27 protein-coding genes and 1 pseudogene are annotated in these 25,756 nt (G+C 67.0%); 16 read left to right on the top strand and 12 right to left on the bottom strand.

Annotated elements, in window-relative coordinates; genetic code table 11:
* The first annotated feature begins 354 nt into the window (after positions 1-354).
* Together ABD05_RS31650 and ABD05_RS31645 are read left to right on the top strand one after the other, a co-directional pair.
* The gene (locus ABD05_RS31650; RefSeq protein WP_047904117.1) at positions 355-2,526 is read left to right on the top strand and encodes a PA5441 family protein; all 2,172 of its coding nucleotides are present in this window, start codon (positions 355-357) and stop codon (positions 2,524-2,526) included.
* A gap of 7 nt (positions 2,527-2,533) precedes the next feature.
* Entirely contained in the window at positions 2,534-3,241 is a 708-nt protein-coding gene (locus ABD05_RS31645; protein ID WP_047904116.1) for a DUF3142 domain-containing protein, read from the top strand.
* Positions 3,242-3,421: 180 nt separating this feature from the next.
* Here ABD05_RS31645 and ABD05_RS31640 read toward each other — a convergent pair whose 3' ends face one another.
* The 10 genes from ABD05_RS31640 to ABD05_RS31595 form a co-directional block, all read right to left on the bottom strand.
* Complete coding sequence (locus ABD05_RS31640) at positions 3,422-4,315, bottom strand: amidohydrolase family protein (protein ID WP_047904115.1); 894 nt, start codon at positions 4,313-4,315, stop codon at positions 3,422-3,424.
* 15 nt (positions 4,316-4,330) lie between these two features.
* Entirely contained in the window at positions 4,331-4,645 is a 315-nt protein-coding gene (rhaM, locus tag ABD05_RS31635) for an L-rhamnose mutarotase (protein ID WP_047904649.1), read from the bottom strand.
* Positions 4,646-4,656: 11 nt separating this feature from the next.
* Positions 4,657-5,442: an L-rhamnose 1-dehydrogenase Lra1 gene (locus tag ABD05_RS31630; protein ID WP_047904114.1), complete on the bottom strand. Its 786-nt coding sequence runs from the start codon at positions 5,440-5,442 to the stop codon at positions 4,657-4,659.
* Positions 5,443-5,451: 9 nt separating this feature from the next.
* Entirely contained in the window at positions 5,452-6,630 is a 1,179-nt protein-coding gene (gene rhmD, locus ABD05_RS31625; protein ID WP_047904113.1) for an L-rhamnonate dehydratase, read from the bottom strand.
* A gap of 40 nt (positions 6,631-6,670) precedes the next feature.
* The gene (locus ABD05_RS31620; RefSeq protein ID WP_047904112.1) at positions 6,671-7,606 is read right to left on the bottom strand and encodes a dihydrodipicolinate synthase family protein; all 936 of its coding nucleotides are present in this window, start codon (positions 7,604-7,606) and stop codon (positions 6,671-6,673) included.
* A 70-nt stretch (positions 7,607-7,676) separates the two neighbouring features.
* Positions 7,677-8,561: a glycosyltransferase family 2 protein gene (locus ABD05_RS31615; RefSeq protein ID WP_047904111.1), complete on the bottom strand. Its 885-nt coding sequence runs from the start codon at positions 8,559-8,561 to the stop codon at positions 7,677-7,679.
* Between the two features lie 122 nt (positions 8,562-8,683).
* Positions 8,684-9,388, bottom strand: a complete 705-nt coding sequence (locus ABD05_RS31610; RefSeq protein WP_047904110.1) for a GntR family transcriptional regulator — start codon at positions 9,386-9,388, stop codon at positions 8,684-8,686.
* A gap of 79 nt (positions 9,389-9,467) precedes the next feature.
* Positions 9,468-10,259 (bottom strand): maleate cis-trans isomerase family protein, encoded by a 792-nt coding sequence (locus ABD05_RS31605; RefSeq protein ID WP_047904109.1) that lies wholly within the window; start codon positions 10,257-10,259, stop codon positions 9,468-9,470.
* A complete protein-coding gene (locus ABD05_RS31600) occupies positions 10,256-11,500 on the bottom strand; it encodes a D-amino acid dehydrogenase (protein ID WP_047904648.1) in 1,245 nt (414 codons plus the stop codon). Before ABD05_RS31600 ends, ABD05_RS31605 begins: the two co-directional genes overlap by 4 nt.
* Positions 11,501-11,512: 12 nt before the next feature.
* Complete coding sequence (locus ABD05_RS31595; protein ID WP_047904108.1) at positions 11,513-11,860, bottom strand: RidA family protein; 348 nt, start codon at positions 11,858-11,860, stop codon at positions 11,513-11,515.
* A gap of 306 nt (positions 11,861-12,166) precedes the next feature.
* Here ABD05_RS31595 and ABD05_RS31590 point away from each other — a divergent pair, with 306 nt between their 5' ends.
* The 14 genes and pseudogenes from ABD05_RS31590 to ABD05_RS39585 all read left to right on the top strand — a co-directional run.
* A complete protein-coding gene (locus ABD05_RS31590; RefSeq protein ID WP_047904107.1) occupies positions 12,167-13,261 on the top strand; it encodes an ABC transporter substrate-binding protein in 1,095 nt (364 codons plus the stop codon).
* Between the two features lie 25 nt (positions 13,262-13,286).
* Entirely contained in the window at positions 13,287-14,180 is an 894-nt protein-coding gene (locus ABD05_RS31585; protein ID WP_047904106.1) for a branched-chain amino acid ABC transporter permease, read from the top strand.
* On the top strand, positions 14,173-15,060 hold the full coding sequence (locus ABD05_RS31580) for a branched-chain amino acid ABC transporter permease (protein WP_082146307.1): 888 nt from the start codon (positions 14,173-14,175) through the stop codon (positions 15,058-15,060). The genes ABD05_RS31585 and ABD05_RS31580 overlap by 8 nt, the downstream gene beginning before the upstream one ends.
* A complete protein-coding gene (locus tag ABD05_RS31575) occupies positions 15,057-15,839 on the top strand; it encodes an ABC transporter ATP-binding protein (protein ID WP_047904105.1) in 783 nt (260 codons plus the stop codon). The genes ABD05_RS31580 and ABD05_RS31575 overlap by 4 nt, the downstream gene beginning before the upstream one ends.
* Positions 15,836-16,555: an ABC transporter ATP-binding protein gene (locus ABD05_RS31570; protein WP_047904104.1), complete on the top strand. Its 720-nt coding sequence runs from the start codon at positions 15,836-15,838 to the stop codon at positions 16,553-16,555. Before ABD05_RS31575 ends, ABD05_RS31570 begins: the two co-directional genes overlap by 4 nt.
* A complete protein-coding gene (locus tag ABD05_RS31565; RefSeq protein ID WP_047904103.1) occupies positions 16,552-17,922 on the top strand; it encodes an MFS transporter in 1,371 nt (456 codons plus the stop codon). The genes ABD05_RS31570 and ABD05_RS31565 overlap by 4 nt, the downstream gene beginning before the upstream one ends.
* A 41-nt stretch (positions 17,923-17,963) precedes the next feature.
* Positions 17,964-18,860, top strand: a complete 897-nt coding sequence (gene rfbA / locus ABD05_RS31560) for a glucose-1-phosphate thymidylyltransferase RfbA (protein ID WP_047904102.1) — start codon at positions 17,964-17,966, stop codon at positions 18,858-18,860.
* On the top strand, positions 18,857-19,429 hold the full coding sequence (rfbC, locus tag ABD05_RS31555; RefSeq protein WP_047904101.1) for a dTDP-4-dehydrorhamnose 3,5-epimerase: 573 nt from the start codon (positions 18,857-18,859) through the stop codon (positions 19,427-19,429). Before rfbA ends, rfbC begins: the two co-directional genes overlap by 4 nt.
* Entirely contained in the window at positions 19,426-20,310 is an 885-nt protein-coding gene (gene rfbD / locus ABD05_RS31550) for a dTDP-4-dehydrorhamnose reductase (protein ID WP_047904100.1), read from the top strand. Before rfbC ends, rfbD begins: the two co-directional genes overlap by 4 nt.
* Positions 20,307-21,311 carry a dTDP-glucose 4,6-dehydratase gene (gene rfbB / locus ABD05_RS31545; protein WP_047904099.1) on the top strand — a complete coding sequence of 335 codons (1,005 nt, stop codon included), beginning with the start codon at positions 20,307-20,309 and terminating at the stop codon, positions 21,309-21,311. The genes rfbD and rfbB overlap by 4 nt, the downstream gene beginning before the upstream one ends.
* A gap of 213 nt (positions 21,312-21,524) precedes the next feature.
* On the top strand, positions 21,525-22,178 hold the full coding sequence (locus ABD05_RS31540; RefSeq protein ID WP_082146306.1) for a YitT family protein: 654 nt from the start codon (positions 21,525-21,527) through the stop codon (positions 22,176-22,178).
* Between the two features lie 173 nt (positions 22,179-22,351).
* Entirely contained in the window at positions 22,352-22,660 is a 309-nt protein-coding gene (locus ABD05_RS31535) for a hypothetical protein (RefSeq protein ID WP_148669184.1), read from the top strand.
* A gap of 335 nt (positions 22,661-22,995) precedes the next feature.
* Entirely contained in the window at positions 22,996-23,268 is a 273-nt protein-coding gene (locus ABD05_RS31530) for a hypothetical protein (RefSeq protein ID WP_047904097.1), read from the top strand.
* 145 nt (positions 23,269-23,413) lie between these two features.
* Positions 23,414-23,545, top strand: a pseudogene (locus ABD05_RS39585) (IS3-like element ISBcen23 family transposase); the annotation flags it as partial.
* A 243-nt stretch (positions 23,546-23,788) separates the two neighbouring features.
* Here the strand turns inward: ABD05_RS39585 and ABD05_RS31525 are convergent.
* Both ABD05_RS31525 and ABD05_RS31520 read right to left on the bottom strand, forming a co-directional pair.
* Complete coding sequence (locus tag ABD05_RS31525) at positions 23,789-24,625, bottom strand: alpha/beta fold hydrolase (RefSeq protein ID WP_047904096.1); 837 nt, start codon at positions 24,623-24,625, stop codon at positions 23,789-23,791.
* 289 nt (positions 24,626-24,914) lie between these two features.
* Positions 24,915-25,748, bottom strand: a complete 834-nt coding sequence (locus ABD05_RS31520; protein WP_047904095.1) for an oxidoreductase — start codon at positions 25,746-25,748, stop codon at positions 24,915-24,917.
* Positions 25,749-25,756: the final 8 nt, after the last annotated feature.

Here is a 25,756-nt window from a genome sequence, read left to right as displayed (position 1 = left end):
GGCATGGAAACCGGCATTCGTTCGCCTCCCCGTCATGATCGATTCCGTCGCGCGGATCGACGCGAACGCCGCTTTCGGCAGACCGCCCCCTGCGGACCACGACGACGAAACATCGTCCGTCGCCGGATGTCCGCAACTGCCGGCTGAATCTTAATTCAAGCGAACCGGATTCAAGGTGGCGTTACGTCTACAGTGAGTGGACTTCCATTTCGCCGGGCCGCATTCGACGCGATCGCCGGCCGGCCTGCGCGCGCTCGCGGCCAGGGCGGCGGGTGCGGTACGATACGCGCCGGGGCGAAACGCCTCGCCTGAGAGACCCGGCCGCTGCGGCCCCACACCCGGCACAAGAAAAAAATGCCTAGAAACCCATTGCTGCACCGACACCTGTTCGCCGCGCTGGCGGCCGGCCTGTTCTGGATTCCGGCCGCCCATGCCAGCGGGGACGACGGCTGCTATGCGCCAACCACGCTCCGGCAGACCGCCTACTCCTGCGCCAACCTGCCGATGCTGAGCCCCGCCAACGACACGCGCATCAACGCGATGCTGATGATGGTCGACAGCAGCAAGGTCGCGCAGGTGTTTCCGGACCCGAAAACGATCCCGGTGAAAGACCGGATCAACCAGATCGTCGTGCCGTTCCCGATGGATTTTTCCGGGTGGATCTACATCGGCCAGAAGCAGCCCGACAAGACCGGTGGCGCGTCTGATACCGATGCGCCTTCAAATCAGTACGCCGACGGCGAAGGCAGCATCTGCCGCAGCATGACGGCCGGCACCGACGCGTTCAACGACGCGCTGACTGCCGCCGGCGGCATCCCTGCCGACGAAACCACGCGCCTGCGCACGGCGCGCGCCGACATCGCGCAAAAGACCTGTGCGGCGGGCGGCGCGAGCGCCGCGTGGACGCGGCCCGCGGTCAAGTCGCCGCTCGGTCAGCAGTTCGCCGCGTACCTCGACGGCACCAACGCGTTCTACCGCGCCGACTTCCTGACCGCGACCCAGGCGTTCGCGAACGCATCGCACAGCGCGAACCCGTGGCTGAAGGAAACCGGCCTGTACATGACCGGGCGCGCGCAGTTGAATGCCGCGCAAGCCAATGCGTTCGACAACGACAGCCCGACCCCGTCGCGCGCGCGCGTGACGAAGGTGTCGCTCGACGCCGCGAACACGGTGTTTCGTACCTACCTGAAGGTGTATCCGCAGGGGCACTATGCGGTGTCGGCGTCCGGGCTGTTGCGCCGCGTCGCGTGGCTCGGCGGAAACGTCACGCAACAGGCCGACCTCTACGGCCACGCGCTCGCGCGCTGGTCGCCCGCGACGTCGAACGTGCCGCTGATGCAACTGGCAAACGAACTCGACAGCAAGCTGCTGTTCGGGTCGGAACTCGACGCGGCGCAGATCCAGTCGCCGACCGTGCTCGCGACCGTCGACCTGCTGCGCATGCGTACGTCGGACAGCAGCAATTCGAGCCGCAGCAAGCCGCTGACGCTGGACGACCTGCAGGCGCAGAAGCCGCGCTTCGCGAACGCGCCCGCGCTCTACGACTACCTGCTCGCGACCTGGTATGTCCAGATCGGGCACAAGCCGGATGCCGCGCTCGAACTGCTGCCGCAGACGCCCGCCGCGCCGCTCGACTACTTCGGCCTGAGCCAGCAGGCGTTGCGCGCGTTCGCGCTGGAGGACAGCGGCCAGACCGACAAGGCCCGCCAGCTGTGGCGCGACCTGATCCCGCTCGCGAAATTCCGCTTCCAGCGCGAGGCGCTGGAACTCGCGCTCGCGATCAACCTGGAGCAGGCCGGGCTCGTCAACGACGCGTTCGCCGACGATTCACCCGTGCAGAACGCCGCGCTCCGCGCGATCCTGCTGCAGCGTTCGGCCAGTGCCGACCTGCTGCGCGCACAGGCGCAGAACCCGGCGGCCGGCGGCGCGCTACGCGACACCGCGCTGTACACCCTGCTGTACAAGGAGCTCACGCGCTCGCACTATGCCGACTTCCTCGCCGATGCCGCGCTGGTGTCCGGCACGCCTGCCGATCCGTTGAAACCGTTCATCGCGCCCGGCGCCAGGAACGAAGACGGCTACACGTGCCCGTCCGCGCGCGACATCGCCACGACGCTGCAGCAGAACCCCGGCGACGCGAAAGGGCTGAACTGCCTCGCCGATTTCGCGCGCCTGCATCCGCCCGCGGCCGGTCTCGAAAGCGATCCGGTGCCGCTGTGGATACGCAACGCATCGTCGACGACCGCCACGCGCGTACCGCCGACGCTCGGCGCAGCGCCGTCGCAGTTCGCGGGCAAGCCGTACGAGCGGATGTCGAGCTACGTGACGGTGATGGCCGATGCGCAGGCGAACCCGAACGACCGCGCGTATGCGCTCTACCGCGCGATCAAGTGTTATGCGCCGGGGGGCAGCAACGAATGCGGCGGCAAGGACGTGCCGAAGAACACGCGCAAGCGCTGGTTCGATACGCTGAAGGCCAGCTATCCGGGCAGCCCGTGGGCGCAGAAGCTCCGCTACTACTGGTGAGCACGGCGTGAAGCGCATCGCGTGCGTCGCGCTGCTGCTGGCGGGGCGCGTCGCGCTGGCCGGCACCGTCGATCCCGTGCAGTACGACACATTCTGGCTGTGGGCCGGCGTGAAGCCGCAGGCGGTCGTACGCGGCGCACGCGCCGTGTACGTGCTGCAAGGGCAGATCGAAGCGTCGCCGCGCGACGAATCGCAGGTACGCGTCATCGCGCAGGGTGTCGCACTGCCGCCCGCGCCGAACGCGCACGTCTGGCTCGTCTATCGTGCGCATACGCTGCGCTGGACGCCGCGCGTCACGCAGATCATGCTGGCGCAGCTCACGCGCTGGCGCGCGTCGGGCCGCACGATCGCGGGCATCCAGATCGACTTCGATGCGCGTACGCGCCATCTGCAGGACTACCTGGAATTCCTGCGCACGCTGCGCGAGACCCTGCCCGCCGATTGCCGGCTGAGCATCACGGGGCTGCTCGACTGGAGCAGCCGCATCGATACCGACCAGGTCAACCAGCTCAGGGGAATCGTCGACGAAGTGGTCGTGCAGACCTACCAGGGGCGCAGCACGATCCCCGACTACGCGGCCTACCTGCCGCGCGTCGCGCGGCTGCAACTGCCGTTTCGGGTCGGCGTGATCCAGGGCGGCGAATGGGACGCGCCGCCCTACCTCGCGGCGAATCCGTGGTTCCGCGGCTACGTCGTGTTCCTGCGCAACAACTAGCAGGCGGAAACGCGGCGACGTCCGCGCTGCTCCCGAACCGGATTCAGCCCGGGCCCAGCGATATGCGTCGACTTCGTAGCCGTCCGCGCGCCGTAGGTCTTCACGCTTGATTGCAAATCACGGTGCCGGCACAGCCACGGAGATGCAAACGCAACTCGAGGGTTTTGATGCAGCGTGGGATCAGATGCGATAAATCCGCTCTGCGTTGCCGACAAACAGCGACTGCCTCTCGGCGTCGCTCGCCCCTGCGATGATTTCCGAATACGCTCGCCAGAGCGCCGGATACCCGGCATGCAGCCGGTCGATCGGAAAATTCGACGCGAACATGCATCGCGCGGCGCCGAACGCATCGATTCCCTCGAGCACATAGGGCCGGAAGCTCTCGACCGTCCACCGGTGATCGAACATCGCAAGCCCGCTCAGCTTGAGCACGACGTTCTCGCGCCGGGCAAGCCCGTGCAGCCCGGTGCGCCATGCGCGATAGCCGTGCACGCTGTCGCGGTCGACGAACATGCCCGCATGATTGACGATGAAGACCGTGTCCGGATGCGCGTCGACCAGCGCCAGCGCAGCCCCGACCTGGGACGGATAGAGCTGCAGGTCGAACGACAGCCCGAGCCGTGCGAGCCACCCGAATTGGTCGCGCCAGCCGGGATCGTCGAGATAGTCCCGATCGACATAGTTGTACCAGGGGTTCGCGTGACGGTTCAGGACCTGGCGAATGCCGCGCACGTTCGCGCAGGCGGCGGCCGCCTCGAGCCTCGCAGGCGCGTCGGCATGCGACAGGTCGACACCCGCGACAATGCCCTCGGGCATGCCGCCGCTCGCCGGCGTATCGGCGAGCGCCTGTACCCATTCGACCTCGCTCGGCGTGGTCCACGCGTCATGGATCGCTTCGACGTGCACGACTTTCAGGATGTCGATCTCGCCCGCGTCCGCGCGCAGGTCGGCCGGGCCGTATGCGCGCGGCAACGCTGCCACCGGTCCGGAGAACGCGGGTTGCGCGCGGTCGAGCCAGCCGTAGCTCAACGCATCGGCATCCCAGAAATGCACATGTGGATCGACGACCTGCATGACGCCTCCCAGTAATCACGCCAGATGGAACATCGGTTCCAGATGTTTTTCGAGCGGGCGCCCGTCTCCGTCCGTCGCCATCAGGTCGGCCATGTACGCCCACCAGCGGCGCATCACGTCGGCCTGCGCGAGTTCGGCCATCCGGTGCGCGGCCGGACGTTTCAAGACAGCGAACAGGCAATCCGTTTCGTCGTCCAGAAAGATCCAGTAATCGGCCACGCCGGCCGCGCGCAGCGCGTCGGCCAGCTCCGGCCAGATCGCATCGTGGCGCCGCCGGTACTCGTCCTTCTGCCCGGGATGCAACCGCATCCGGAAAGCGATCGTCTCCATGTCCGCCCCCGTCATTGCAGGTTCACGTAGAGGCCGCCGTCGACGAGAAGTGCCGCGCCGTTGACGTAGCGCGCCAGGTCCGACGCGAGGAACACCACGCAGTCCGCGACGTCTCCGGGCTCGCCGAGGCGGCCGAGCGGAATTCGCTGCTCGAAGTACTCGGCCTTGCCGGGCACCGCGAGATCCGCCTCGTTGATCTCGGTGCGGATCGTGCCCGGCAGCACGGAATTGCAGCGGATCCGGTGCGGGCCGAGCGCGACCGCGCATGACTGCATCAGCGCATGCACGCCGGCCTTCGTCGGCGTGTAGTGCGTCTGCATGCCGCCGCCGACGAGCGCACTGATCGAACTCGTCGCGACGATCGCGCCGCCGTCGCCCTGCGCGGCCATTCGGCGCGCGACCGCCTGGGTCACGTGGAACGCCCCGTGCAGGTTGACCTCCATCGTGCGTCGCAGCAGGTCGGCGGGCAGATCGAGGAACGCATGGAACGGACAGATCCCGGCATTGCTCGCCAGCACGTCGATCCGGCCGAACGCATCGACGGCCCGCGCGACCAGCTCGTCTGCGGTGTCCGGCCGCGCGATGTCGCCCGGCACCGCGAGCGCGCGCCGGCCGGTCGCGCCGATCTCGTCGACCAGCGCGTCGAGCGCGTGATCCGACTGCGCCGGCAGCAACGGGTTGGCCCAGTAATTGACGACGACGTCGGCGCCATGGCGGGCGCACGCGAGCGCGATCGCCCGGCCGATGCCGCGCGAGCCGCCGGTGACGATAACGACCTTGTTCTCGAGCAGTTTCATCGCGGCGGCTCAGTGCGTGTAGGGCCGCTCGGTACGCACGGCCGGATTGAGCCGCACGCCGAAGCCGGGCGTATCCGGCACCTTCATCCGTCCGCCCGTCGGCACCGGTTCGTCGAGCAGCAGCGGATCGAACATCGGCACGACGCGATCCGCCTGCGGCGCCATCATCAGGAATTCCGCGAACGGGCTGTTGTGCCGCGTCGTCACGAAGTGATAGCTGTAGACCGACGAGCCGTGCGGCACCACCAGCACGCCGTGCGCGTCGGCGAGCGCCGAAATGCGGACGAGTTCGGTCAGGCCGCCGCACCAGCCGACGTCGGGCTGGATGATGTCGCAGCAGCCCATCTCGAGCAGCATCCGGAAGCCCCAGCGCGTCGCCTCGTGCTCGCCCGTCGTCACGAGCAGATCGGGCGGCGCCGCGCGGCGCAACTGCGCGTAGCCCCAGTAGTCGTCGGGCGGCAGGCACTCCTCGATCCACTTGAGCCCGCAAGCGCGCGCCTCGTGCGCAAGCCGGGTTGCATAACGCACGTCGAGGCTCATCCAGCAGTCGAGCATCAGCCAGAAATCCGCGCCGACGCGATCGCGCATCGTCGCCAGCGCGTCGAGGTTGCGACGCAAGCCTTCGTCGCCCTCCGCCGGGCCATGATGCAGCGGCAGCTTGCCGCCGATGAACCCCATCTCCTTCGCGAGATCGGGCCGCGCCCCCGTTGCATAGAACTGCAGTTCGTCGCGCACCTTGCCGCCGAGCAACTGGTGCACCGGCTCGCCGCGTACCTTGCCGAGCAGGTCCCACAACGCGAGATCGACGCCGGAGATCGCGTTCAGCACCACGCCCTTGCGCCCGTAATAGAGCGTTGCGCAGAACATCTGATCCCACATCTTCTCGATGTCGGTCACGCGCTGCCCTTCGATGAAACGCGCCAGATGGCGCTCGACGACGAACGCGCCGATCTCGCCGCCCGTGGTCACCGCGAAACCGACGGTGCCGTCGCTCGCCTCGATCTCGATCACGAGTGTGCCCAGCACGTTGATGCCGAACGACTGCCGGCTCTGCCGGTATTCCGGGTAACGCGCCATCGGCGTCGCGATGTGATCGTCGATCCAGTGGTCCGCGCCCTGGTCGTGGTAGTCGGCGCCGCCGCCGCGCACCGTCAGCGCGCGGATGTGTCGTATCGTTGGCATACTCATCAGGACGTTCCTCGAAGGGAAAGAAAAAAATACGGGCGTGTCAGCGCGCCCAGCGCAGCACGAGCGCGTCGAGCCGCCGCGCGATCTCGACGAGGCCCGCACGCGTCTCCGGGTGCAGCGGCATCAGCGGGCGCCGTGGCGCGTCCGACGCGATCACGCCGCCCTCCTTCATCAGCGCCTTGCAGGCGAGCAGCCCGGCCTGCCGGTTTTCATAGTTGATGAGCGGCAGCCACTTCTCGTAGCCGGCCACCGCCTCGTCGCGCCGGCCCGCGCGATAGGCGGCGAGTATCGGCCGCAGCCCGTCCGGATAACCGCCGCCGAGGATGCTGCCCGTTGCGCCCGCGTCGAGATCGGCGAGCAGCGTGATCGCCTCCTCGCCGTCCCACGGCCCCTCGATCGCGTCACCGCCGAGCGCGATCAGCTCGCGCAGCTTCGCCGCCGATTGCGGCACCTCGATCTTGAAATAGCGCAGGTTCGGAATCGTGCGCGCGAGCCGCGCGAGGAACGCCGCCGATACCTGCGTGCCGCTCATCGGCGCGTCCTGGTACATGATCGGGATGTCGATCGCATCGGAGACCTCCGAGAAGAACGCACCGATCGCCGCCTCGCCACAGCGAATCGTCGCGCCGTGATACGGCGGCATGATCATCACCATGGCCGCGCCGGCCGCCTGTGCGGCCCGGCTGCGCGCCGCGCAGATCACCGGATTGAAATGGGTCGTCGTCACGATCACGGGCACCCGGCCCGCGACATGCTCGAGGATCATCCCGGTGAGCCGCTCGCGCTCGTCGTCGGACAGCGAGAACTGCTCCGAGTAGTTCGCGAGGATGCACAGCCCGTCTGCACCCGCGTCGATGATGAAGTCGACGCAACGCATCTGCCCTTCCAGGTCCAATTCGCCGGATTCGGCGAAAATGGTCGGCGCGACGGAAAACGCGCCCGTATAACGGCGCGTTGCCTGCGTGTCATGAATCATCTTGTCAGCCTCATTTCATTTAGGATTACGGAAATAATGAAACGCGATTCCGCACATCGTCACGATTCGGTCAGACCCGCCCGTAGCGGCCGCGCAGCCCGTCCGTCACGCCGCACAGAATCGCGTGCAGCTTGGTTCGCTTGTCGCGCGCATGCAGCAGGATGAAGGCAACGTGCTTCAGCGTGATCAGGTTGATCAGCAGCATGGCCGGATAGCGGCGCCAATAGTCGCGTGCGACGAGGATGCAGTTGCGGGCTGCGTAGTAATGGCGCAGCGCGCTCTGGTCGAAGATCTCGACGCGCGGCCAGTGCTGCCGGACCGACGGACTGCCTAGCTCGTGCGGCAGCGACACGTCCGCATTCACGCACACCGGCACGCCGTTCGCCTGCGCGCGCATGCAGTACTCGGCGTCGACATGGTCGATGAAGAAATCCTCGCGAAACCGGCCGAGCGCGCGATATGCGTCGAGCGAGATCGCAGTGCCGGACGAGATGATTACCGAGCACGGCAGCAAGCCGCGTGCGCCGTCGCCGATCGGCGTGATCCGCGCAGACCAGCGGCGTACGGTGAAGAGCGGCAGGTTGCGCCGGAAGTTGCGGTTGAAGATGCGCGGCCCGACCAGGAAGCGCGTATCGCCGACCGTCGCACACCCCGTGAGCATCCGCTCGAAGTAATCGGCGGGCACGGTCGAATCCTGGTCGAAGATGAAAAACACGTCGCAGCCGCGGCGAACGAGAAACTCCACACCGGCGTTGAACGCGCCGGCGATCCCGCCGCGGTTGTGGTTCGCGACCACGTCGACGCCGTGCGCGGCGAGCCGCGCGTGCAGTTCGCGATCGACGACGGGCGAGTTGTCGACCGCGACGACGGCCGGACTGTGCGCGGGCAGGCCCAGCAGATGATCGATCTGCGCCGCGGACGGCTTGTACAGCGTGACCAGCGTGCCATGTTTCATGACGGCACCTCGTAACGAAAGCGTGGCGATGCGCCGCACCGGCAGGCGGGCGGCCCGTCCTCCTTTGCCTTGCGTCTCGTCGGCACGGTCTCTCCGGGCGCGCGTGCGCCGGGGACCGCCCGTTATTTCGCGTACAGCTTGACGACGCTCGCTGCCACGACGCGCGTGATTTCCTCCATCCGCCAGCGGATGTGCGTGTCGGTCAACGCGACGCATCGTTCGGTGTCCCGCGCGGCGAGCGCGTCGAGGATCTCCAGATGCTCGGTGAAGGCCGCGTCGCGCCGCTGGTCGACATCGACCCATCGCACGTAGTGAATCCGCGCGTTGATTCCCTGCAGTACGCGCCCGATCTCCGCATTGCCCGACAGCGCGGCAAGTTCCAGGTGAAACAGTTCGTCCTTCAGGACGAGCTCCGACGACGGCATCCGCGGTGCGCTCTTCATCACCTGCCGCCAGAAGCGGCGCAGCGTCTTGATTTCGTTGTCGGACGCCCGCTCGCACGCGAGCATCACCGCGGTCGACTCGATCGAACGCCTCAGCTCAAAGAGATCGAACACGTCTTTCCCTTCCAGTTGGCGGATGAAGAATCCGCGATTCGGCACGAATACCAGCAGGTTCTCTGCGACGAGACGGTTCAGCGCCTCCCGGATCGGCGTGCGGCTGACGTCGAACCGTTCCGCCAGTTCAAGCTCGTTGACCCGCTCGCCCGGCCGGATCGTATACAGCACGGCCATCTGCTTCAGTTGCTCGTAAATCTCGTTGACCGTCAGGCCCGCGCGCCTGGGCGCCAGTGCCTCGCGGCCGCCAAGCACGGAATTCGCTACCATCTCGCCTCCTCCTTCGTCTGTCGGCGACCGTCATTATCGGCCATGGACCGGCCTGCGGACGCCTCTCGTGCAGCAACCGTCATCGCATCAGCAGGCTCCCGAAGCCCGGCACCGGATCGTCGATGCCGGCGAGCCGCAGCGCATGCCACGCGAGCGCGTGATTGCTCGACAATACCGGCTTGCCGGCACGCGCCTCGATCTCCGCGAGCGCGTCGACGAGCCGAAGGCTCGTGCACGACACGAACACCGCGTCCACCGCCGGATCGGCGGCCAGCGCGAGCACCGCGCGCTCGATGGATGCGCGGTCGATCCGCGCCACCTCGTTGTCGTCGCGGTGCTCGAACGAGCCCGCTCGCACGACGTCGACGCCGCGCGCACGCAGGTAGGCGGCCATCGCTTCATTGATCGAGCGCTCGTACGGCGTGAGGAGCGCGACGCCGCGCGCACCCAGCGCGCCGAGCGCGACCCGCGCCGCGGTGATCGGCGTCGTGCACGCGACGCCCGGCCGCGCCTCGCGGATCCGCTCGAACACGCGCTCCTCGCCGAGCACCATCGACGCCGACGTGCAGCCGAACGCCACCACGTCGAGGCGCTCGCCGGGGCGGATCAGCTCGACGGCCGCCGCGATCCCGCCATCCATCCGCGCGAGCGTCTCCGCGGTGATGTCGGCGGAGTTCGCGATCCGGCTCTCGTAGAACGCGACGCCGTCGAGCGCGAGCACGCGCCGCCATTCGTATTCGATCGTATGGTCGGTCGCGAGCACGACAAGCCCGATCGCCGCGCGGCGCGCGATGCCCGCATCGAGCGAGAAACCGAAGCGCGCGTACGAATCCGCGCCGCGCTGTACAGGGGTCGAAAGAAGTTCGCTCACTGGAGTGTCATCCCGGTAATGTCGATGTCGGGCCGCCGGCCGTGGATCAGGTCGGCGACGATCTTCGCGGTACCGCACGACATCGTCCAGCCCATGTGACCATGCCCGGTGTTGAGAAACAGGTTGCGGTGCCGGGTCGCGCCGATGATCGGCGTGCCTTCCGGTGTCATCGGCCGCAACCCGGCCCAGTACGACGGTTTCGTATAGTCGGCGCCGTTCGGAAACAGCGCCTTCGCGGTCGCCAGCATGTGCGTGAAGTCCGCGGGCGTGTGGGTCGTGTCGTAGCCACCGAATTCGGCCGTCGCGGTCAGGCGCAGCCGCTCGCCGAACCGTGCCCACGCGACGAGCTGGTTTTCCTCGACGCCGCCGAGCGTCGGCGGCTCGTGGCGCGCGTCGATCGGCAGCGTGACCGAATAGCCTTTCACCGGATAGATCGGCAACCGGTAGCCGAGCCGGCGCGCGACGAACGGCGAGTACGCACCGAGCGCGAGCACGTAGCGGTCGCCGCTCACGCGGCCCTGCGACGTCTGTACGTAGTCCACCGCGTCCGCGTTCGCGCGCACGCCGTCGATCGTCGCGCCGAAGCGGAACTCGACGCCGAGCGCACGACAGCGCTCGGCGAGCGCGCGGGTAAACAGATGCGCGTCGCCGCTCTCGTCGGACGGGCAGTAGATCGCGCCCGCGATCTCGCCCGCCGCGCCGGCGAGCGCGGGCTCGCGCTCGATCACCGCGCGCGGATCGAGCGTCTCGAGCGGCAGGCCGTTCTCGGACAGGATCCGCATGTTCGCAACGCCGCGCTCGAACGACGCGGGATCCCGGTACAGGTACAGCAGCCCGCCGCTGGTCCGGTCGTACGCGAGCCGCTCGTCGCGGGTCGCCGACTGGAGTTGCTGCTGCGCGTAGCGGCACAGCCGCACCTTGATCGACGTGTTCCGGCGCGACCGCTCAACCGTGCAGTTCTGCAGGAACTGGCGGCACCACGCCCACATCCGCCAGTCCGTCGACCACTTGAGGCGCAGCGCCTGCCCGTCCGAGAACAGCGACTTGAGCAGGATCTTCGGCGCGCGCGGCGACGCCCACGTATAGGAATGCCCCGGCGCGATCAGCCCCGCGTTCGCGAAGCTCGTCTCGAGCGCGACGCCGTCGCGCCGGTCGACCACGACTACCTCGTCGCCCGCCTTCGCGAGAAAATATGCGGTCGTCACACCGACGATACCGCCTCCGAGCACGACCGTCCTCATCATTCGCCTCCGCTAGAACGCGGCGATCACCGCGATTTCAACCGTGTACTCGGGAAACGCGAGCGCCGACTCCACACATGCGCGCGCCGGCGGATCGCCCTGCGGCACCCATGCGTCCCAGACCCGGTTCATGTCGGCGAAGCTCCGGTGATCGGCAAGCCAGATGTTCGCGGACACGATCCGGCGCTTGTCGAGCCCCGCGCCGTCGAGCAGCAGGTCGATCTTGTCGAGGATCTGGCGGGTCTGGCCGGCGACGTCGAGTGCGGTGTCGTCGGCAACCTGTCCGGCAATGAACGCGAAGCCGCCCGCAACCACGAGCTGGCTCATCCGTTCCCCTGCGCCATATCGCTTGATCTCCATCGCACCGCCTCCGTTTCCCGTGTCGAGTGGGTTGAATTCTAAGCATCCGTATTCATAACTGTATACACTTTTTTAAAAATATTCGAGGCTGCTCCAATCTGGAGCATATGCCCGTCGTTGGTGTTTACCGTCTCTTGGTTTGTGCATTTTTTGCCTTTAAACAAGGCATTTTCTCGCACAAATCGGTGCGTCTTGCGGACTTCGCCCCAGCGCTCCAAAAAATGTTTGCCAACGAATTTTGTTCTGTGATTCTGTCGACACTTTTGTATTTCAAACGCAATTCAACACGCATTCAGGAGAACAAAAATGAAGCTGGGTTGCTGGAGTCTCGGGATCTGCGTCGCGCTCGGCGCGTGGGCGACATTTCCTGCGCGCGCCGACGTCAGCGTCGGCGCCGTGTTGCCGCTGACAGGCGCAAGCGCGTCGATCGGCGAGGACCAGCGGCGCGGGATCGAGCTCGCGGTCGCGAAGATCAACGCGCAAGGCGGCGTGCTCGGGCAGAAGCTGCAGGTGCGGATCGAGGATTCGGGCGGCACGGCGAACACGGCGCTCGACGCCGCACGCAAGCTGGCGACGGTCGAGCGCGTGCCGCTCGTGCTCGGCGAATTCTCTTCGTCGGTGACGATTCCGGTCGGGCAATTCCTCGTGCGTCAGGGCGACGTGCACATCAACATCGGCTCGTCGAGCCAGCAGGTTCGCAAGATCGGCGCGGGCTCGTTCAGCGCAATCGGTCTCGACGATCTGTCCGCGCGCTTCGCCGCGCAGGATGTGTACGACCGCAAACTGCGGCGCGTCGCGCTGATCGCGCCGAACAACGGCTACGGCCAGGGCATCGCGGCCGAGTTCAAGAAGCGCTTCGAGGCGCTCGGCGGCACGATCGTCTCGACGGTGCTCTACACCGAGGGCCAATCGACTTACCGGCGCGAACTGGAGCAGGCATCGCGCGCACAGCCCGACGGCTACGTGTACAGCGCGTACGGACAGGAAGCCGCGACGCTGAACCGGCAAGCGTTCGAGATGCGCCTCAACCAGCAGCCGTGGTACGGGATCTACCTGACGATGTGCACGAGCGACACGCCCGCCCAGATCGCGCAGGGGCAGATCGGCCTGGAGGTCGCCGCGCTCGGCACAAGCGCCGCCGCGTACGCGGCCGACTACCGCGCCACCTACCACGAGGCGCCGCGCTCGGCGTTCGGCAGCTACGCGTACGACGCGACGATGCTGTCCGCCGCCGCGATCAATCGCGCGCAATCGGCCGATCCGGCGAAGGTGCGCGCGGCGCTCACGGCCAGCCAGCCGTATACGGGCGTGACCGGCACGATCGCCTTCGACGCCGACGGCCAGCGCACGGTGCAGCCGTACGAGAAGGTCGCGTACCGGCAATCCGTCGTCGCGCGGTAGCGCGCTAGCCATCGGGAGCAACGCGATGCTGCAATTCCTGATCGATGTCCTGATGCGCACGTCCGACCTGCTTCTCGTGTCGGTCGGCCTGTCGACGCTGTATTCGCTGATTCGCTTCCCGAACATCGCACACGTCCAGTACGCGATGATCGGTGCGTTCGCGACCCTCGGGTTCGAGCGCGCGGGCCTGCCGTTCGCGCTCGCGACCGCCGTGTCGTGCGTGCTGGTCGGCCTTGCCGCGACGCTGCTGAACCTGTTCGTGTTCACGCGGCTGCTGCGCTCGGGCAGCGCGGCCGCGATGATCGGTTCGCTCGCCGTGTCGCTGCTCGCGGTCGCGCTGATGCTCGGCGCCGCCGGCTCGCGGCCGCTGCAGTATGCGCAGGCGGTGCGTCCGCCGCTGATGGTCGGCGGCGTCGCGATATCGTCCTCGCAGGCGGGTTCGATCGCATGCGGCGCCGCCGCGCTCGGCGTGTTCGCGCTGCTGCTGTACCGCACCCGCCTCGGCCGCGCGATGCGCGCACTCGCGTCGAATCGCGCGCTCGCGCTCGCGACGGGCATCGACGCGCAGCGCGTGACCAACGTGATCACGTTCGCAAGCGGCGTGCTCGCGGCACTCGGCGGCACGATGCTGGGCGCGACCGAAAGCGTGCACGTCAACCTCGGCTACGGGCTGCTGATCCCGGTGTTTTCCGCCGCCATCCTCGGCGGCCTCGGCAATCCGCTCGGCGCGGCGGCCGGCGCACTGCTGATCGCGTTCGCAGAAACGACGGCGCTCGACGTCGACTTCGGCGGGCTGGTCGGTCGGCCGCTCGCGTTCTTTCCGGTCGAATACGTCGGCGCGGTGTCGTTCGCGATCCTGCTCGTCGCACTCGCATTCCGGCCGTACGGGATCTTCGACAGGGAGGTGCGTCGTGTCTAGTTTCATCGTCCATCTGCTGACCGTCGCGTGCCTGTACGCGACGATGGCGCTCGGCCTGAACCTGCAGGCCGGCTACGCGGGGCTCGTCAATTTCGGCTTCGTCGCGTTCGCGGGGCTCGGCGCCTATGCTGCCGGCATCGCGTCGCAGCTCGGCTGGCCGCTGCCGGCCGCGCTCGCGCTCGCGGCGGGCGCGGCGAGCGTGCTGGCCGTCGCGATCGCGCGGCTCGGCCGCCATCTGTCGGCCGACTACTGGGGCATCGCGACGCTCGCGATCGCCGAGATCCTGCGCACGTTCGCGTTGAACGAAGGCTGGCTGACGGGCGGCGCGCAAGGCATCGGCGGCATCGCGCCGCTCTTTCCCGGGCTGCGCGCGCCGTGGGCCGACCTCGCGTTCCTCGCCGTCGCGGCCGGCGGCCTCGCCGTCGCATACGCCGCATGCCGGCTGCTGACCACCGGCCGCTTCGGCCGCGCGCTGAAGGTGATGCGCGAGGAGCCCGCGCTCGCCGTCTGCTTCGGCTACGACCCGGTCGCGCTGAAGACCTGGGCGAGCGTCGCGGGAGCGCTGCCCGCAGCGTTCGCGGGCGCGCTCCTCACCTGGTACATCAGCTACGTCGGCCCGGACGCGATGGTGGCTTCCGAAACCTTCGCGCTGTGGACCATCGTCATGGTCGGCGGGCTCGGCAGCCACGCAGGCGTGCTGGCCGGCGCGCTCATCGTGCAAGCGGTCTACGCGCTCGCACCGTTTCTGAAGGACTGGCTCGGCGTCGGCAGCGACCTCGCGGGCGCGGTGCGCCTCGGCCTCGTCGGCCTGATGCTGCTCGCGTGCGTGCTGTGGCGCCCGCGCGGCCTTGTGCCGGAACGACTGGAGGTTCACCCATGAGCGCCCTGCTCGACCTTGAAGGCGTCACGATACGTTACGGCGACAACACGGTGCTGTCCGGCCTCACGCTGTCCGTCGGCGCCGGCGAGATCGTCGGGCTGCTCGGTCCGAACGGCTCGGGCAAGAGCACGGCGCTCAACGCGATCACGGGCTTCGCTCCCGTCGCGGCCGGCGCGATCCGCTTCGCCGGGCGCCGCATCGACACGCTTGCGCCGCACCGGATCGCGCGGCTCGGCATCCGCCGGACGTTCCAGTTGCCGTCGATGCCCGCGCGCATGTCGGTGCTGGAACTGACGATGGCCGCGTCGTCGGCCCGTCACGGCCCGATCGCGGCGCTGCTGCGCGGTCGCGCGACGCGCACGCTCGAAGCCGGAACCCGCGCACGCGCCACCGCGCTGCTCGAGGAGCTGAAGCTCGCGCACGTCGCGCAGCTCGGCGCCGCGGCGATCTCGGGCGGCCAGAAGAAGCTGCTCGGCATCGCGTGCGCGATGATGACCGAGCCGAAGCTGCTGCTGCTCGACGAACCGACCGCAGGCGTTCACCCCAACCTGCGCGGCGAGCTGGTCGCCGAACTGCGCCGCATCTGCGGACAGGGCGTCACGCTCGTCGTGATCGAGCACGACATGCACTTCATCCGCGAGCTGTGCGATCGCTGCATCGTGCTCGATCGCGGCGCCGCGATCGCCGATTGCCGCCCCGCCGAACTCGAGAGCAACCGGCGCGTGCTCGATGCCTACCTGGGCCGGGCGCATGCGCGCCGTCCGCTGGGGGTGTCATGATCGACGTCCGCGATCTGATCGCCGGCTACACACCCGACATCGACATCCTGCACGGGGTATCGCTATCCGTCGGGCCGGTCGACATCGTCACGATCCTCGGCCCGAACGGCTGCGGCAAGTCGACGCTCCTCAAGGCCATCGCCGGCTTCGTGCTGCCGCGCGCCGGCACGGTCGCGATGCACGGCCGCGACATCTCGCGAGTGCCGGTACACCGCAAGATCCGCGAGCACGACATCGGCTTCGTTCCGCAGACCGACAACGTGTTCGGCACGCTGACGGTTCGCGAGAACCTGATGCTCGGCGGCCACGCGATGTCCGCGTTCCCGCGCGAAGCGCGGATCGAGGAGCTGTGCGAGCAATACGCCGTGCTGCGGCGCCGCTACCGGTCGCCCGCGGGTGCGCTGTCGGGCGGCGAACGGCAGATCGTGTCGCTCGCACGTGCGCTGATGCCCCGCCCCGTGCTGCTGCTGCTCGACGAGCCGTCGGCCGGCCTGTCGCCGAAGATGGTCGACGAGGTGTTCGACGCGATCGTCAGGATGCGCGACACCGAGCACATCGCGGTGCTGATGGTCGAACAGAACGCGATCGAAGCGCTGCGCATCGCCGATCGCGGCGTGGTGCTGACGATGGGCCGCGTTGCGCTGACGGGCACGTCGGCCGAACTGCTCGACAGCGACGAGATGCGGCACCTCTATCTCGGCGGGCGCGCGGCATGAGCACGAACACCGCCGCTGCTGCCGGCGCGACCGCCACGCAACCGGCGCGCGTGATGGTCGCGCTGGCCTGCGGCTTCGTGATGGCGATGCTCGACGTGACCATCGTGAACGTCGCGCTGAAAGCGATGCAGGCGAGTCTCGAGATGTCGCTGACGGCACTTGTCTGGGTGGTCGACGCCTATACGCTCAGCTTCGCCGCGCTGCTGCTGTTCGGCGGCGCGCTCGCGAACCGTTACGGGCCGCGCGCGATCTATGTCGCCGGGCTCGCGCTGTTCGTCGCCGCGTCGGTGCTGTGCGCTGCCGCGCAGACGAGCAGCATGCTCGTTGGCGCGCGGCTGCTGCAGGGCGTCGGTGCCGCGCTCTTCATGCCGAGCTCGCTCAGCCTGCTCACGCTGGCATTTCCGGCCGGGCCGCTGCGCACGCGGATGATCGGCATCTGGGGCGCGCTGGTATCGGCGGCGATGGCGATCGGGCCGTGCGTCGGCGGCGTGCTCGTCGACGCGATCGGCTGGCGCGGGATCTTCTGGGTCAACCTGCCCGTCGGCCTCGCCGGACTGTGGCTCACGCGCCGCCACGTCGGGCACGCGCCGCGCCATCCCGGCCCGCTGAACACGTTCGGCCATCTGCTCGGCGTGCTCGCGCTCGCGGCGCTCAGCTATACGCTGATCGAGGGGCCGGGCGCCGGCTGGCGCTCGCCCGCCATCGTCGCCGGCGCGGCCGCGACGCTCGCCGCCGGCGCCGCATTCGTATGGCGCGAACGTCGCGCCCGCCACCGGATCCTGTCGCCCGCGCTGCTGCACAACCCGCGCTTCGTCGCGGGCGGCCTGCTCGGGCTCGCGATCAATTTCGGCATCCTTGCCGAAATCTTCCTGCTGAGCCTTTACCTGCAGCAGACGCGCGGCGCGAGCGCGCTGCGCGCCGGCTTCGAACTGTTTCCGCTGATGGCGATGTTCGGCATCGGCAATCTCGCGTCCGCCCGCGTGAGCGCGCGGCTCGGCCCGCGCAGCACGCTGCTCGCGGGCCTCGCGCTCGCCACGCTCGGCAGCGCCGCGCTGATCGGCATCGAGGCGCTGCCCTACACGGCGCTCGCGATCGCGGTCGGGATCGCGAACTTCGGCGCGGGCCAGGCGATCCCCGCGATGAATCTCGTCGTCATGCAGTCGGCCGGCCCCGCGGACGCGAATCTCGCCGCCGCCTCGCTGAACGCGAGCCGGCAGATCGGTTCGCTGGTCGGCGTCGCGATCGCGTCGGTCGTGCTGCACGCGATCGCCGACCCGGACCGCGCGACCGCCGCCGGTTTCGCGGTGATCGCCGCCGTCTACCTGGCCGGCTTCGCGATCGTGTTCCGACGCATCGATCCGGGTTGACGCGCACGCGGCCCGCCCTTCTTCATCACAGCGAGGACATCATGCACACAGCGACTGGCCGTAAGGGACTGATTCTGGCGGGCGGATCCGGCACCCGGCTCCATCCGCTCACGCATTCGGTATCGAAGCAGCTGATGCCGGTGTACGACAAGCCGATGATCTACTACCCGCTCAGCACGATCATGCTGGCCGGCATCCGCGACGTCCTGATCATCTCGACGCCGCGCGATCTCGATGCGTTCCGGCAACTGCTCGGCGACGGCGAACAGTGGGGCATGAATTTCTCGTATGCGGTTCAGCCGAGCCCGGACGGGCTCGCGCAGGCGTTCGTGATCGGCGCGCCATTCATCGGACACGACGCGGCGACGCTCGTGCTCGGCGACAACATCTATCACGGCCCGGCGCTGTCGGCACTGCTGCAGCGCGTCGCCGCGCGTACGACAGGCGCAACGGTGTTCGGCTATTACGTGCGCGACCCGGAGCGCTACGGCGTCGTGTCGTTCGACGAGCACGGGCGGGCGATCGATCTCGAAGAGAAGCCCCGCGAACCGAAATCGCACTACGCGGTGACGGGTCTCTACTTCTACGACAACGACGTCGTCTCGCTCGCGAAGGAGGTGCGCCCGTCCGCACGAGGCGAGCTGGAGATCACGGACCTGAACCGCGCCTATCTGGAACACGGCAAGCTGAACGTCGAGATCCTCGGCCGCGGCTATGCGTGGCTCGACACCGGCACGCACGAGTCGCTGCTCGATGCGGCGAATTTCATCCAGGTGATGCAGGCACGCCAGGGGCTGCAGATCGCGTGCCCCGAGGAAATCGCGTACCGGCTCGGCTGGATCGACTCGCAACAGCTCGAAGCGCTCGCGCACGCGCTGTCGAAAAGCGGTTACGGCCGTTACCTGCTCGACCTCCTGAACAAGGAGGTTGCCGCATGACGTCCGTCATCGAGACGACGCTGCCGGGTGTGCTGCTGATCGAACCGGCGAGCTTCGGCGACGCGCGCGGCTTCTTCGTCGAAAGCTATCGCGAGTCCTGGCTGCGCGACGCGGGCGTCGACGCGGGCTTCGTGCAGGACAACCACTCGCGCTCCCGGCGCGGCGTGCTGCGCGGCCTGCACTACCAGTTCCGGCATCCGCAGGGCAAGCTCGTGCGCGTGTCGCGCGGCGCCGTGTACGACGTCGCGGTCGACATCCGGCCCGGTTCGCCGCATCTCGGGCGCTGGTTCGGCACCGTGCTCGACGACGTGTCGCACCGCCAGCTGTGGATTCCGCCAGGCTTCGCGCACGGCTTCTGCGTGCTGTCCGACGAGGCCGACTTCGCGTACAAGTGCACCGCATACTACGATCCGTCGTCGGACGCGGGCGTACTCTGGGACGACCCCGACATCGGCATCGAATGGCCCGCGCTCGACGTGCCGTTTGCGCTGTCCGACAAGGATCTCCGACAGCCGCGCCTGCGCGACCTTACGCCGGCGTCGCCCGACCTTCACGGAGCCCCGCGATGACGATCGTCGTGACCGGCGCGCTCGGCCAGGTCGGTCGTGAACTCCTGCTGCGCGCGGGTGCGCGCCCGGCCATCGGGCTATCCCGTGCGCAACTCGACATCGCCAATCCGCAGGCCGTCCGCGATGCGCTCGCCACGCACCGCGCGACGCTCGTGATCAATGCGGCCGCGTGGACGGCCGTCGATCGCGCGGAAACCGAACCCGACGCCGCATGGCGCGCCAACTGCGCCGGCCCGGCGACGCTCGCCGACGCGTGCGCCGCGGCCGGCATTCCGTTGCTGCACCTGTCGACCGACTACGTGTTCGACGGCCGTGCACAAGGCGCGTACGACGAAGCGGCGGGTGTCGCGCCGCTCGGTGTCTACGGACACACGAAATGGGCAGGAGAGGAAGCGGTCCGCCAGCGGCTGCCGGATGCGCACCTGATCCTCCGGATCGCGTGGGTGTTCGGCGCGCACGGCGGCAATTTCGTGCGCACGATGCTGCGGGTCGGCCGCGAGCGCGACGAACTCGCGGTCGTCGCCGACCAGTACGGCGGCCCGACGCACGCCGGCGCAGTCGCCGACGCGCTGCTTGCGATCGCTGATCGCCATCGCACGGGTGCGATGACGCGCTGGGGCACCTACCACCTGTGCGGCACACCCGTCACGACCTGGCACGGTTTCGCCGAGACGATCTTCGGGCAGGCACGGCGCACCGGCCTCATCGATCGCATACCGCTCGTGCGCCCGATCCGCACGGCCGCCTATCCGCTGCCGGCGCCACGGCCGGCGAACTCCGCACTCGACTGCACCCGCATTCGCGAGCATTTCGGCATCGAGGCGCCGTGCTGGATCCCGGCGCTCGCCGACGTGCTCGATACCTGGAAACGAACCTCATGAGCCATCGACCGAAACATGTCCTCGTCACGGGCGGCGCCGGGTTTATCGGTGCCAACTTTGTCCACTACCTGCTCGCGACGGACCCGCAGGTCCAGATCATCAATCTCGACCTGCTCACCTACGCCGGCAGCCTCGACCATCTCTCGGGCTCGGAAGACACCGGCCGCCACCGGTTCGTGCTCGGCGACATCTGCGACCGGCCGCTCGTCGAAAGCCTGCTGCACGACCACGCGATCGACACGATCGTCCACTTTGCCGCCGAGAGCCATGTCGACCGCTCGATCACCGGCCCGGGCGAATTCGTCCGCGCGAACGTCGTCGGCACCTGGACCCTCCTCGACGCGGCGCGCACGGTCTGGATGACGGGGCGGAACGCCGACGTGCACGCGCAGCGCCGCTTCCATCACATCGGCACGGACGAGGTGTACGGATCGCTCGCCCCGGACGATCCACCGTTCTCGGAAACCACGCCGTACGCGCCGAATTCGCCGTATTCCGCCAGCAAGGCCGGCTCCGACCATCTCGTGCGCGCGTACTTCCACACGTATGGGCTACCCGTCACGACGACCAACTGCTCGAACAACTACGGCCCGCGGCAGCACGACGAGAAGTTCATCCCGACGGTGATCCGCAACTGCATCAACGACACCCCCATTCCGCTCTACGGCGACGGTGCCAACGTCCGCGACTGGCTCTACGTCGATGATCACTGCCGGGCGATCGATGCCGTGATCCGGCACGGCACGGTCGGCGAGACATACAACGTCGGAGGATGCAACGAGTGGCGCAACGCCGACATCGTCGACCTGATCTGCTCGCTGCTGGACGTGCGGCGGCCGCAGGGCGCACCGCACGCGCGCCTCAAGCACTTCGTCGCCGACCGCCCCGGTCACGATCGCCGCTATGCGATCGACGCAGGCAAGCTCGAGCGCGAACTTCGATGGAAGCCGACGGAAACCTTCGAGACGGGCATCCTGAAGACGATCGACTGGTACCTGTAGCCTCCCGACGGCACTCGACCCGCATACGGCGCAGCAAGGTTGCCGATCCGTTCGGCCGGGTCCATTACGTCGCTTGAGTTATTTGCCCAAATAATATTGCCTGAGTAAGCTGCCTGACACGCGCCGCCCGGAGACATCGGCACGTACCAGGAACCCGCGGCGCGATCGACCTGGGAGGATTCGATCCGCCGTCCCGATGTGGCTGCAGACATCATGAAGCACGAATCAGGCGCCGTATCCGGCGCCATTCCGACACGCGACAAAAGTGCAACGCCGCACTCCGTGCTCGAAGACATCTACGGGATGATAGTCGGCATGGCCTTCGTGGTGATTGGGCTCGTCCTGCTCAAGGCGGCCGGACTTGTCACCGGCGGGATCGCCGGCATTGCGCTGCTCGTCTCGTACCTCTGTCCATTGTCGGTGGGTACGATCTTCACGCTGGTGAACCTGCCGTTCTTCATCTTCGCGCACTTCGTGATGGGGCCACGTTTCGCGATCAAATCGACGATCGCGAGCTGCGGCATCACGTTCGCCCTCGCGGCGATGCCCCGGACACTGAAAATTGCCTTCGTGAACCCGCTGTTCGCGGCATTGGTGGGCGGCACGCTATGCGGCATGGGCATTCTTGCGCTCGCGCGGCACGGCGCGGGCGTCGGCGGTACCGGTGTCGTCACGTTGTGGCTGCAACGCGTGCGGGGCATTAACGCCGGTATTACGCAAGTGTGTATCGACGCGACGATCCTGCTGACGTCCACGCTGGTCATTCAGGTCGATCGCGTCGGCTGGTCGGCGATCAGCGCCATCGCCATGAGCGCGATGGTCGTCGCATGGCATCGCCCGGGCCGCTATACCGGAACCGCGCCCTGAGCGCCCGGTCGACAGTCCGACACATCGCGTCCGGCCGGTATTGGCAGCCTCATGCGGACAAAGCAAGGGAAAGCGATTGGACGCATCAAACGCAAGCCCCCGGTGGAGTCGACGCGCTCGCCGCGTTTCGCAAGACGCGGCCCGCCCAAGAGGTGCAGATCGCGAGCGTGCGGATGGATGTCGACACCGTCGATCTTTTCAGCGAATCCTGCGCTTGCGCGACCCTGCTCGGCGCAGGCAAGTTCGGCGAGAACACACACCGCGTGAAGCGGCTCGACGAACGGCTGATCGCAGGTGCGCGAACCGCACGTATTCGTCGAAAGCCGGATGCCGCGGCTGACGTATCCGGGCATGCGCTTGAACGGGTTGCGCTGAAACGTGCGGCCGGCGATCCCGTGCGCCTGGTCCTCCCGCTCGCAACACCATCAACCATCGCATCAATATTCATCGCCGATTATTCAAATTCCAACAGCAATCAATAAACAAAAACAGCTTCATCGAAAATTTACGAAAACATAGTTAATTCAAAAAATTATCGGATCAAGAAGCCGATAAATTAATTCGATTGGAATCCATCGAATCCAATCAATAGCCTGTGTTCCGCGCCGCAACATCGCGATTCCAAATCGACGAGACAACGGAGGTGCAAGAATATTATTTTATACATTTATTTTCACGAGTTTTTTGCCTGACGAGGCCATCGCATATTTCTCGACACTCGAAAATCAGCGATCTGGAAAAGCAGGCATGTAGTTCCGGGCATGGCCATGCGACACCAAACCGCGTTACTCCATTCATTATTACCCTAGGAATAAACATGAAAAAGATTGCGACCGTGCTTTTTTCAGCCCTGATGTTCGCCTCCTCGTGCGCTTTCGCGCAGGCACTTTGCAAGGCCGGCAAGATCGACAAGATCGAAACCGACGCCACCGGCAACCTGCTGGTGACCATTGGCGATGGCGCCTATTCATTCAGCGCGAAGGAAGTTTATCCGCTGATTTATTCGGCATATTCCGAAAATAGAAACCTGTTTGTCTACGGCAACAATTGCGCGAATGGCTCACCGGCCACCCGCTTTGCCATTCGATAAACTTTCAATAATCCGGAAACTACCGACATTCGGCACCAGGGGCTGGATTTTCATTTCTCAATCCAACCCCATTGTTTGTTGCAGTTCAAAAAACGGTGAGGCGTGACGCATTCGTGCCCGCAACGCGGCGCTTCTTTCGGTTGATTGCGGCAACGACATTCGCCTGCCCGGTGCGACGCAACCGAATTCGGTTTGGCGCTACGACTTTGTGCACGACCAGTTGGTGGATGGACGGGCGTTGAAGATGCTTGGTGTGATCGATGAATACACCCGCGAGTGACTGACGATCGAGGTGAGCGCCGGCTCCATGGCGCACATCGCTATCAACCTCCGGCCACGGTGCGTCGAGCCAGGCAGGATTCCGACACTATCGACGCGAGACTCACTGCCTGATCGATCACGAAATTCGGCCTCGGGTCACGTATCCGGGCCGCCGCCTCAACGCGGTTAGGACCGGTAGATGCGGCAGGCGATCCGACAGCCGTTTCCAACGGCGCTGCCGGATCGCCTGCCGCCGCCGTTACGCCTGCACGAACGCCAGCAGGTCGGCGTTGAGAACGTCCGCGTTCACCGTCAGCATGCCGTGCGAATAACCCGGATACGTCTTGAGCGTGCCGTTCTGCAGCAGCTTGATCGACTTCAGCGCGGCATCCGCGATCGGCACGATCTGGTCGTCTTCGCCATGCAGCACGAGCGTCGGGACGGTGATCGACTTCAGGTCCTCGGTCTGATCCGTTTCCGAAAACGCCTTGATGCCGTCGTAGTGCGCCTTCGCGCTGCCCTCCATCCCCTGCCGCCACCAGTTCCGGATGACGCCCTGATGCACCGTCGCGCCGGCCCGGTTGAAACCGTAGAACGGGCCGGTCGGCACGTCGAGGAAGAACTGTGCGCGATTGTCGGCGAGCGCCTTCCGGAAGCCGTCGAACACCTCGATCGGCAAGCCTTCGGGGTTCGATTCGGTTTTCAGCATCAGCGGCGGCACCGCGCTGACCAGCACCGCCTTCGCGACACGACCGGCCGGCTGGCCGTGCTTCGCGACGTAGCGGGCCACTTCGCCGCCGCCGGTCGAATGACCGATATGCACCGCATTGCGCAGGTCGAGCGCTTCGACGACCGCGAACGCGTCCGCTGCGTAATGATCCATGTCATGGCCGTCCGACACCTGCGCCGACCGGCCGTGGCCGCGCCGGTCGTGCGCAATCACGCGATAGCCCTTCTGAACGAAGAAGAGCATCTGCGCATCCCAGTCGTCGCCCGACAACGGCCAGCCATGATGGAAGACGATGGGCTGTGCGTCCTTCGGGCCCCAGTCCTTGTAGAAGATCTCGACGTTATCCTTCGTAGTGACGTATGGCATCGCGATTGACTCCTGTGGTGAGTTGGACGAACACGGCGTACGGCCGAAAGCCATTATCAGCATTTTTGTGAAACCGCGATGCGACGGTGCACCGCGACTGCCGACCATCCGCTGACGGTGAATGAGCGCCTGGAATACGCACCACGCCGGTGCGCCCGGACGAGATGCACGGCAAGTCGGACCGACTGTCGATCAAGGTGTTTTCTTGCCGTGCTGCATCGCGTCAACGACGCCCCGTGCGAAACGGGGCATCCGGATTCGTGCGCCCCGCCCGGCCGATCGTCAGCCGTCAGCCGTCCGTCGACACCGTCACGGCCTCCCATGCACGGATTTCCTGTTCCAGTGCCGACAACTTGTCTCGCACCAGCCGCAACGCATCGCTGCCGAGCAACAGATGTGCGGGCGGATGTTCCGCCGCGATGACCGCGAGCATCGCCCGCGCGGCTTTCGCGGGATCGCCCGACTGCTTGCCGCTCTTCTCCTCGCGCGCCTTGCGGATCGGGTCGAAGGTCGCGTCGTAGTCGGCGATCGAGCGCGGCGTGCGCGCCATCGAGCGACCGGCCCAGTCGGTGCGGAACGAACCGGGCGCCACGGCCGTCACCGCAATGCCGAAAGGCTCGAGTTCCTTGCCGAGGGTTTCGGAAATGCCTTCCAGCGCGAACTTGCTGCCGCAGTAATAAGCGATCCCCGGCATCGTGATGTGGCCGCCCATCGACGTGATGTTCAGGATGCGGCCGCGCCGCCGCGCACGCATGAACGGCACGACGGCCTTCATCATCGCGACCGCGCCGAATACGTTCACGTCGAACTGCCGGCGCATCTCCGCCAGCGGCGCTTCTTCCATGACGCCTTCGTGCCCGTAGCCGGCGTTGTTCACCAGCACGTCCACGGGCCCGACATTCGCTTCGATTTCCGCGACGATGCCGTCGATGCGATCGAAGTCGGTCACGTCGAGCACGCGCGCGAAAGCCGCCTGCGCGGACAGGGCTTCGAATTCCCGTGCCGCCTGCGCGCTTCTCACGGTGCCGACCACCGTGTAGCCGGCCGCGAGCGCCTCCTGTGCCAGCGCGCGGCCGAAGCCGCTGCTGACGCCGGTGATGAGCATGATGTTGCCGGATGCCATGTTCGCTT

Origin of the sequence: Burkholderia pyrrocinia (assembly GCF_001028665.1) — a bacterium.
Taxonomy (GTDB): domain Bacteria; phylum Pseudomonadota; class Gammaproteobacteria; order Burkholderiales; family Burkholderiaceae; genus Burkholderia; species Burkholderia pyrrocinia.
Note: the sequence above shows the minus strand (reverse complement) of the source record. Positions and strands in the feature narration are given on the sequence as shown.

Bases quoted from the DNA above. Each gene is read 5' to 3' on its own strand.
- ABD05_RS31650 (WP_047904117.1), top strand. From the start codon at position 355: ATGCCTAGAAACCCATTGCTGCACCGACACCTGTTCGCCGCGCTGGCG.
- ABD05_RS31640 (WP_047904115.1), bottom strand. From the start codon at position 4,315: ATGCAGGTCGTCGATCCACATGTGCATTTCTGGGATGCCGATGCGTTG.
- rhaM (WP_047904649.1), bottom strand. From the start codon at position 4,645: ATGGAGACGATCGCTTTCCGGATGCGGTTGCATCCCGGGCAGAAGGAC.
- ABD05_RS31630 (WP_047904114.1), bottom strand. From the start codon at position 5,442: ATGAAACTGCTCGAGAACAAGGTCGTTATCGTCACCGGCGGCTCGCGC.
- rhmD (WP_047904113.1), bottom strand. From the start codon at position 6,630: ATGAGTATGCCAACGATACGACACATCCGCGCGCTGACGGTGCGCGGC.
- ABD05_RS31620 (WP_047904112.1), bottom strand. From the start codon at position 7,606: ATGATTCATGACACGCAGGCAACGCGCCGTTATACGGGCGCGTTTTCC.
- ABD05_RS31615 (WP_047904111.1), bottom strand. From the start codon at position 8,561: ATGAAACATGGCACGCTGGTCACGCTGTACAAGCCGTCCGCGGCGCAG.
- ABD05_RS31610 (WP_047904110.1), bottom strand. From the start codon at position 9,388: ATGGTAGCGAATTCCGTGCTTGGCGGCCGCGAGGCACTGGCGCCCAGG.
- ABD05_RS31600 (WP_047904648.1), bottom strand. From the start codon at position 11,500: ATGAGGACGGTCGTGCTCGGAGGCGGTATCGTCGGTGTGACGACCGCA.
- ABD05_RS31595 (WP_047904108.1), bottom strand. From the start codon at position 11,860: ATGGAGATCAAGCGATATGGCGCAGGGGAACGGATGAGCCAGCTCGTG.
- ABD05_RS31590 (WP_047904107.1), top strand. From the start codon at position 12,167: ATGAAGCTGGGTTGCTGGAGTCTCGGGATCTGCGTCGCGCTCGGCGCG.
- ABD05_RS31585 (WP_047904106.1), top strand. From the start codon at position 13,287: ATGCTGCAATTCCTGATCGATGTCCTGATGCGCACGTCCGACCTGCTT.
- ABD05_RS31575 (WP_047904105.1), top strand. From the start codon at position 15,057: ATGAGCGCCCTGCTCGACCTTGAAGGCGTCACGATACGTTACGGCGAC.
- ABD05_RS31570 (WP_047904104.1), top strand. From the start codon at position 15,836: ATGATCGACGTCCGCGATCTGATCGCCGGCTACACACCCGACATCGAC.
- ABD05_RS31565 (WP_047904103.1), top strand. From the start codon at position 16,552: ATGAGCACGAACACCGCCGCTGCTGCCGGCGCGACCGCCACGCAACCG.
- rfbA (WP_047904102.1), top strand. From the start codon at position 17,964: ATGCACACAGCGACTGGCCGTAAGGGACTGATTCTGGCGGGCGGATCC.
- rfbC (WP_047904101.1), top strand. From the start codon at position 18,857: ATGACGTCCGTCATCGAGACGACGCTGCCGGGTGTGCTGCTGATCGAA.
- rfbD (WP_047904100.1), top strand. From the start codon at position 19,426: ATGACGATCGTCGTGACCGGCGCGCTCGGCCAGGTCGGTCGTGAACTC.
- rfbB (WP_047904099.1), top strand. From the start codon at position 20,307: ATGAGCCATCGACCGAAACATGTCCTCGTCACGGGCGGCGCCGGGTTT.
- ABD05_RS31540 (WP_082146306.1), top strand. From the start codon at position 21,525: ATGAAGCACGAATCAGGCGCCGTATCCGGCGCCATTCCGACACGCGAC.
- ABD05_RS31535 (WP_148669184.1), top strand. From the start codon at position 22,352: ATGGATGTCGACACCGTCGATCTTTTCAGCGAATCCTGCGCTTGCGCG.
- ABD05_RS31530 (WP_047904097.1), top strand. From the start codon at position 22,996: ATGAAAAAGATTGCGACCGTGCTTTTTTCAGCCCTGATGTTCGCCTCC.
- ABD05_RS31525 (WP_047904096.1), bottom strand. From the start codon at position 24,625: ATGCCATACGTCACTACGAAGGATAACGTCGAGATCTTCTACAAGGAC.
- ABD05_RS31520 (WP_047904095.1), bottom strand. From the start codon at position 25,748: ATGGCATCCGGCAACATCATGCTCATCACCGGCGTCAGCAGCGGCTTC.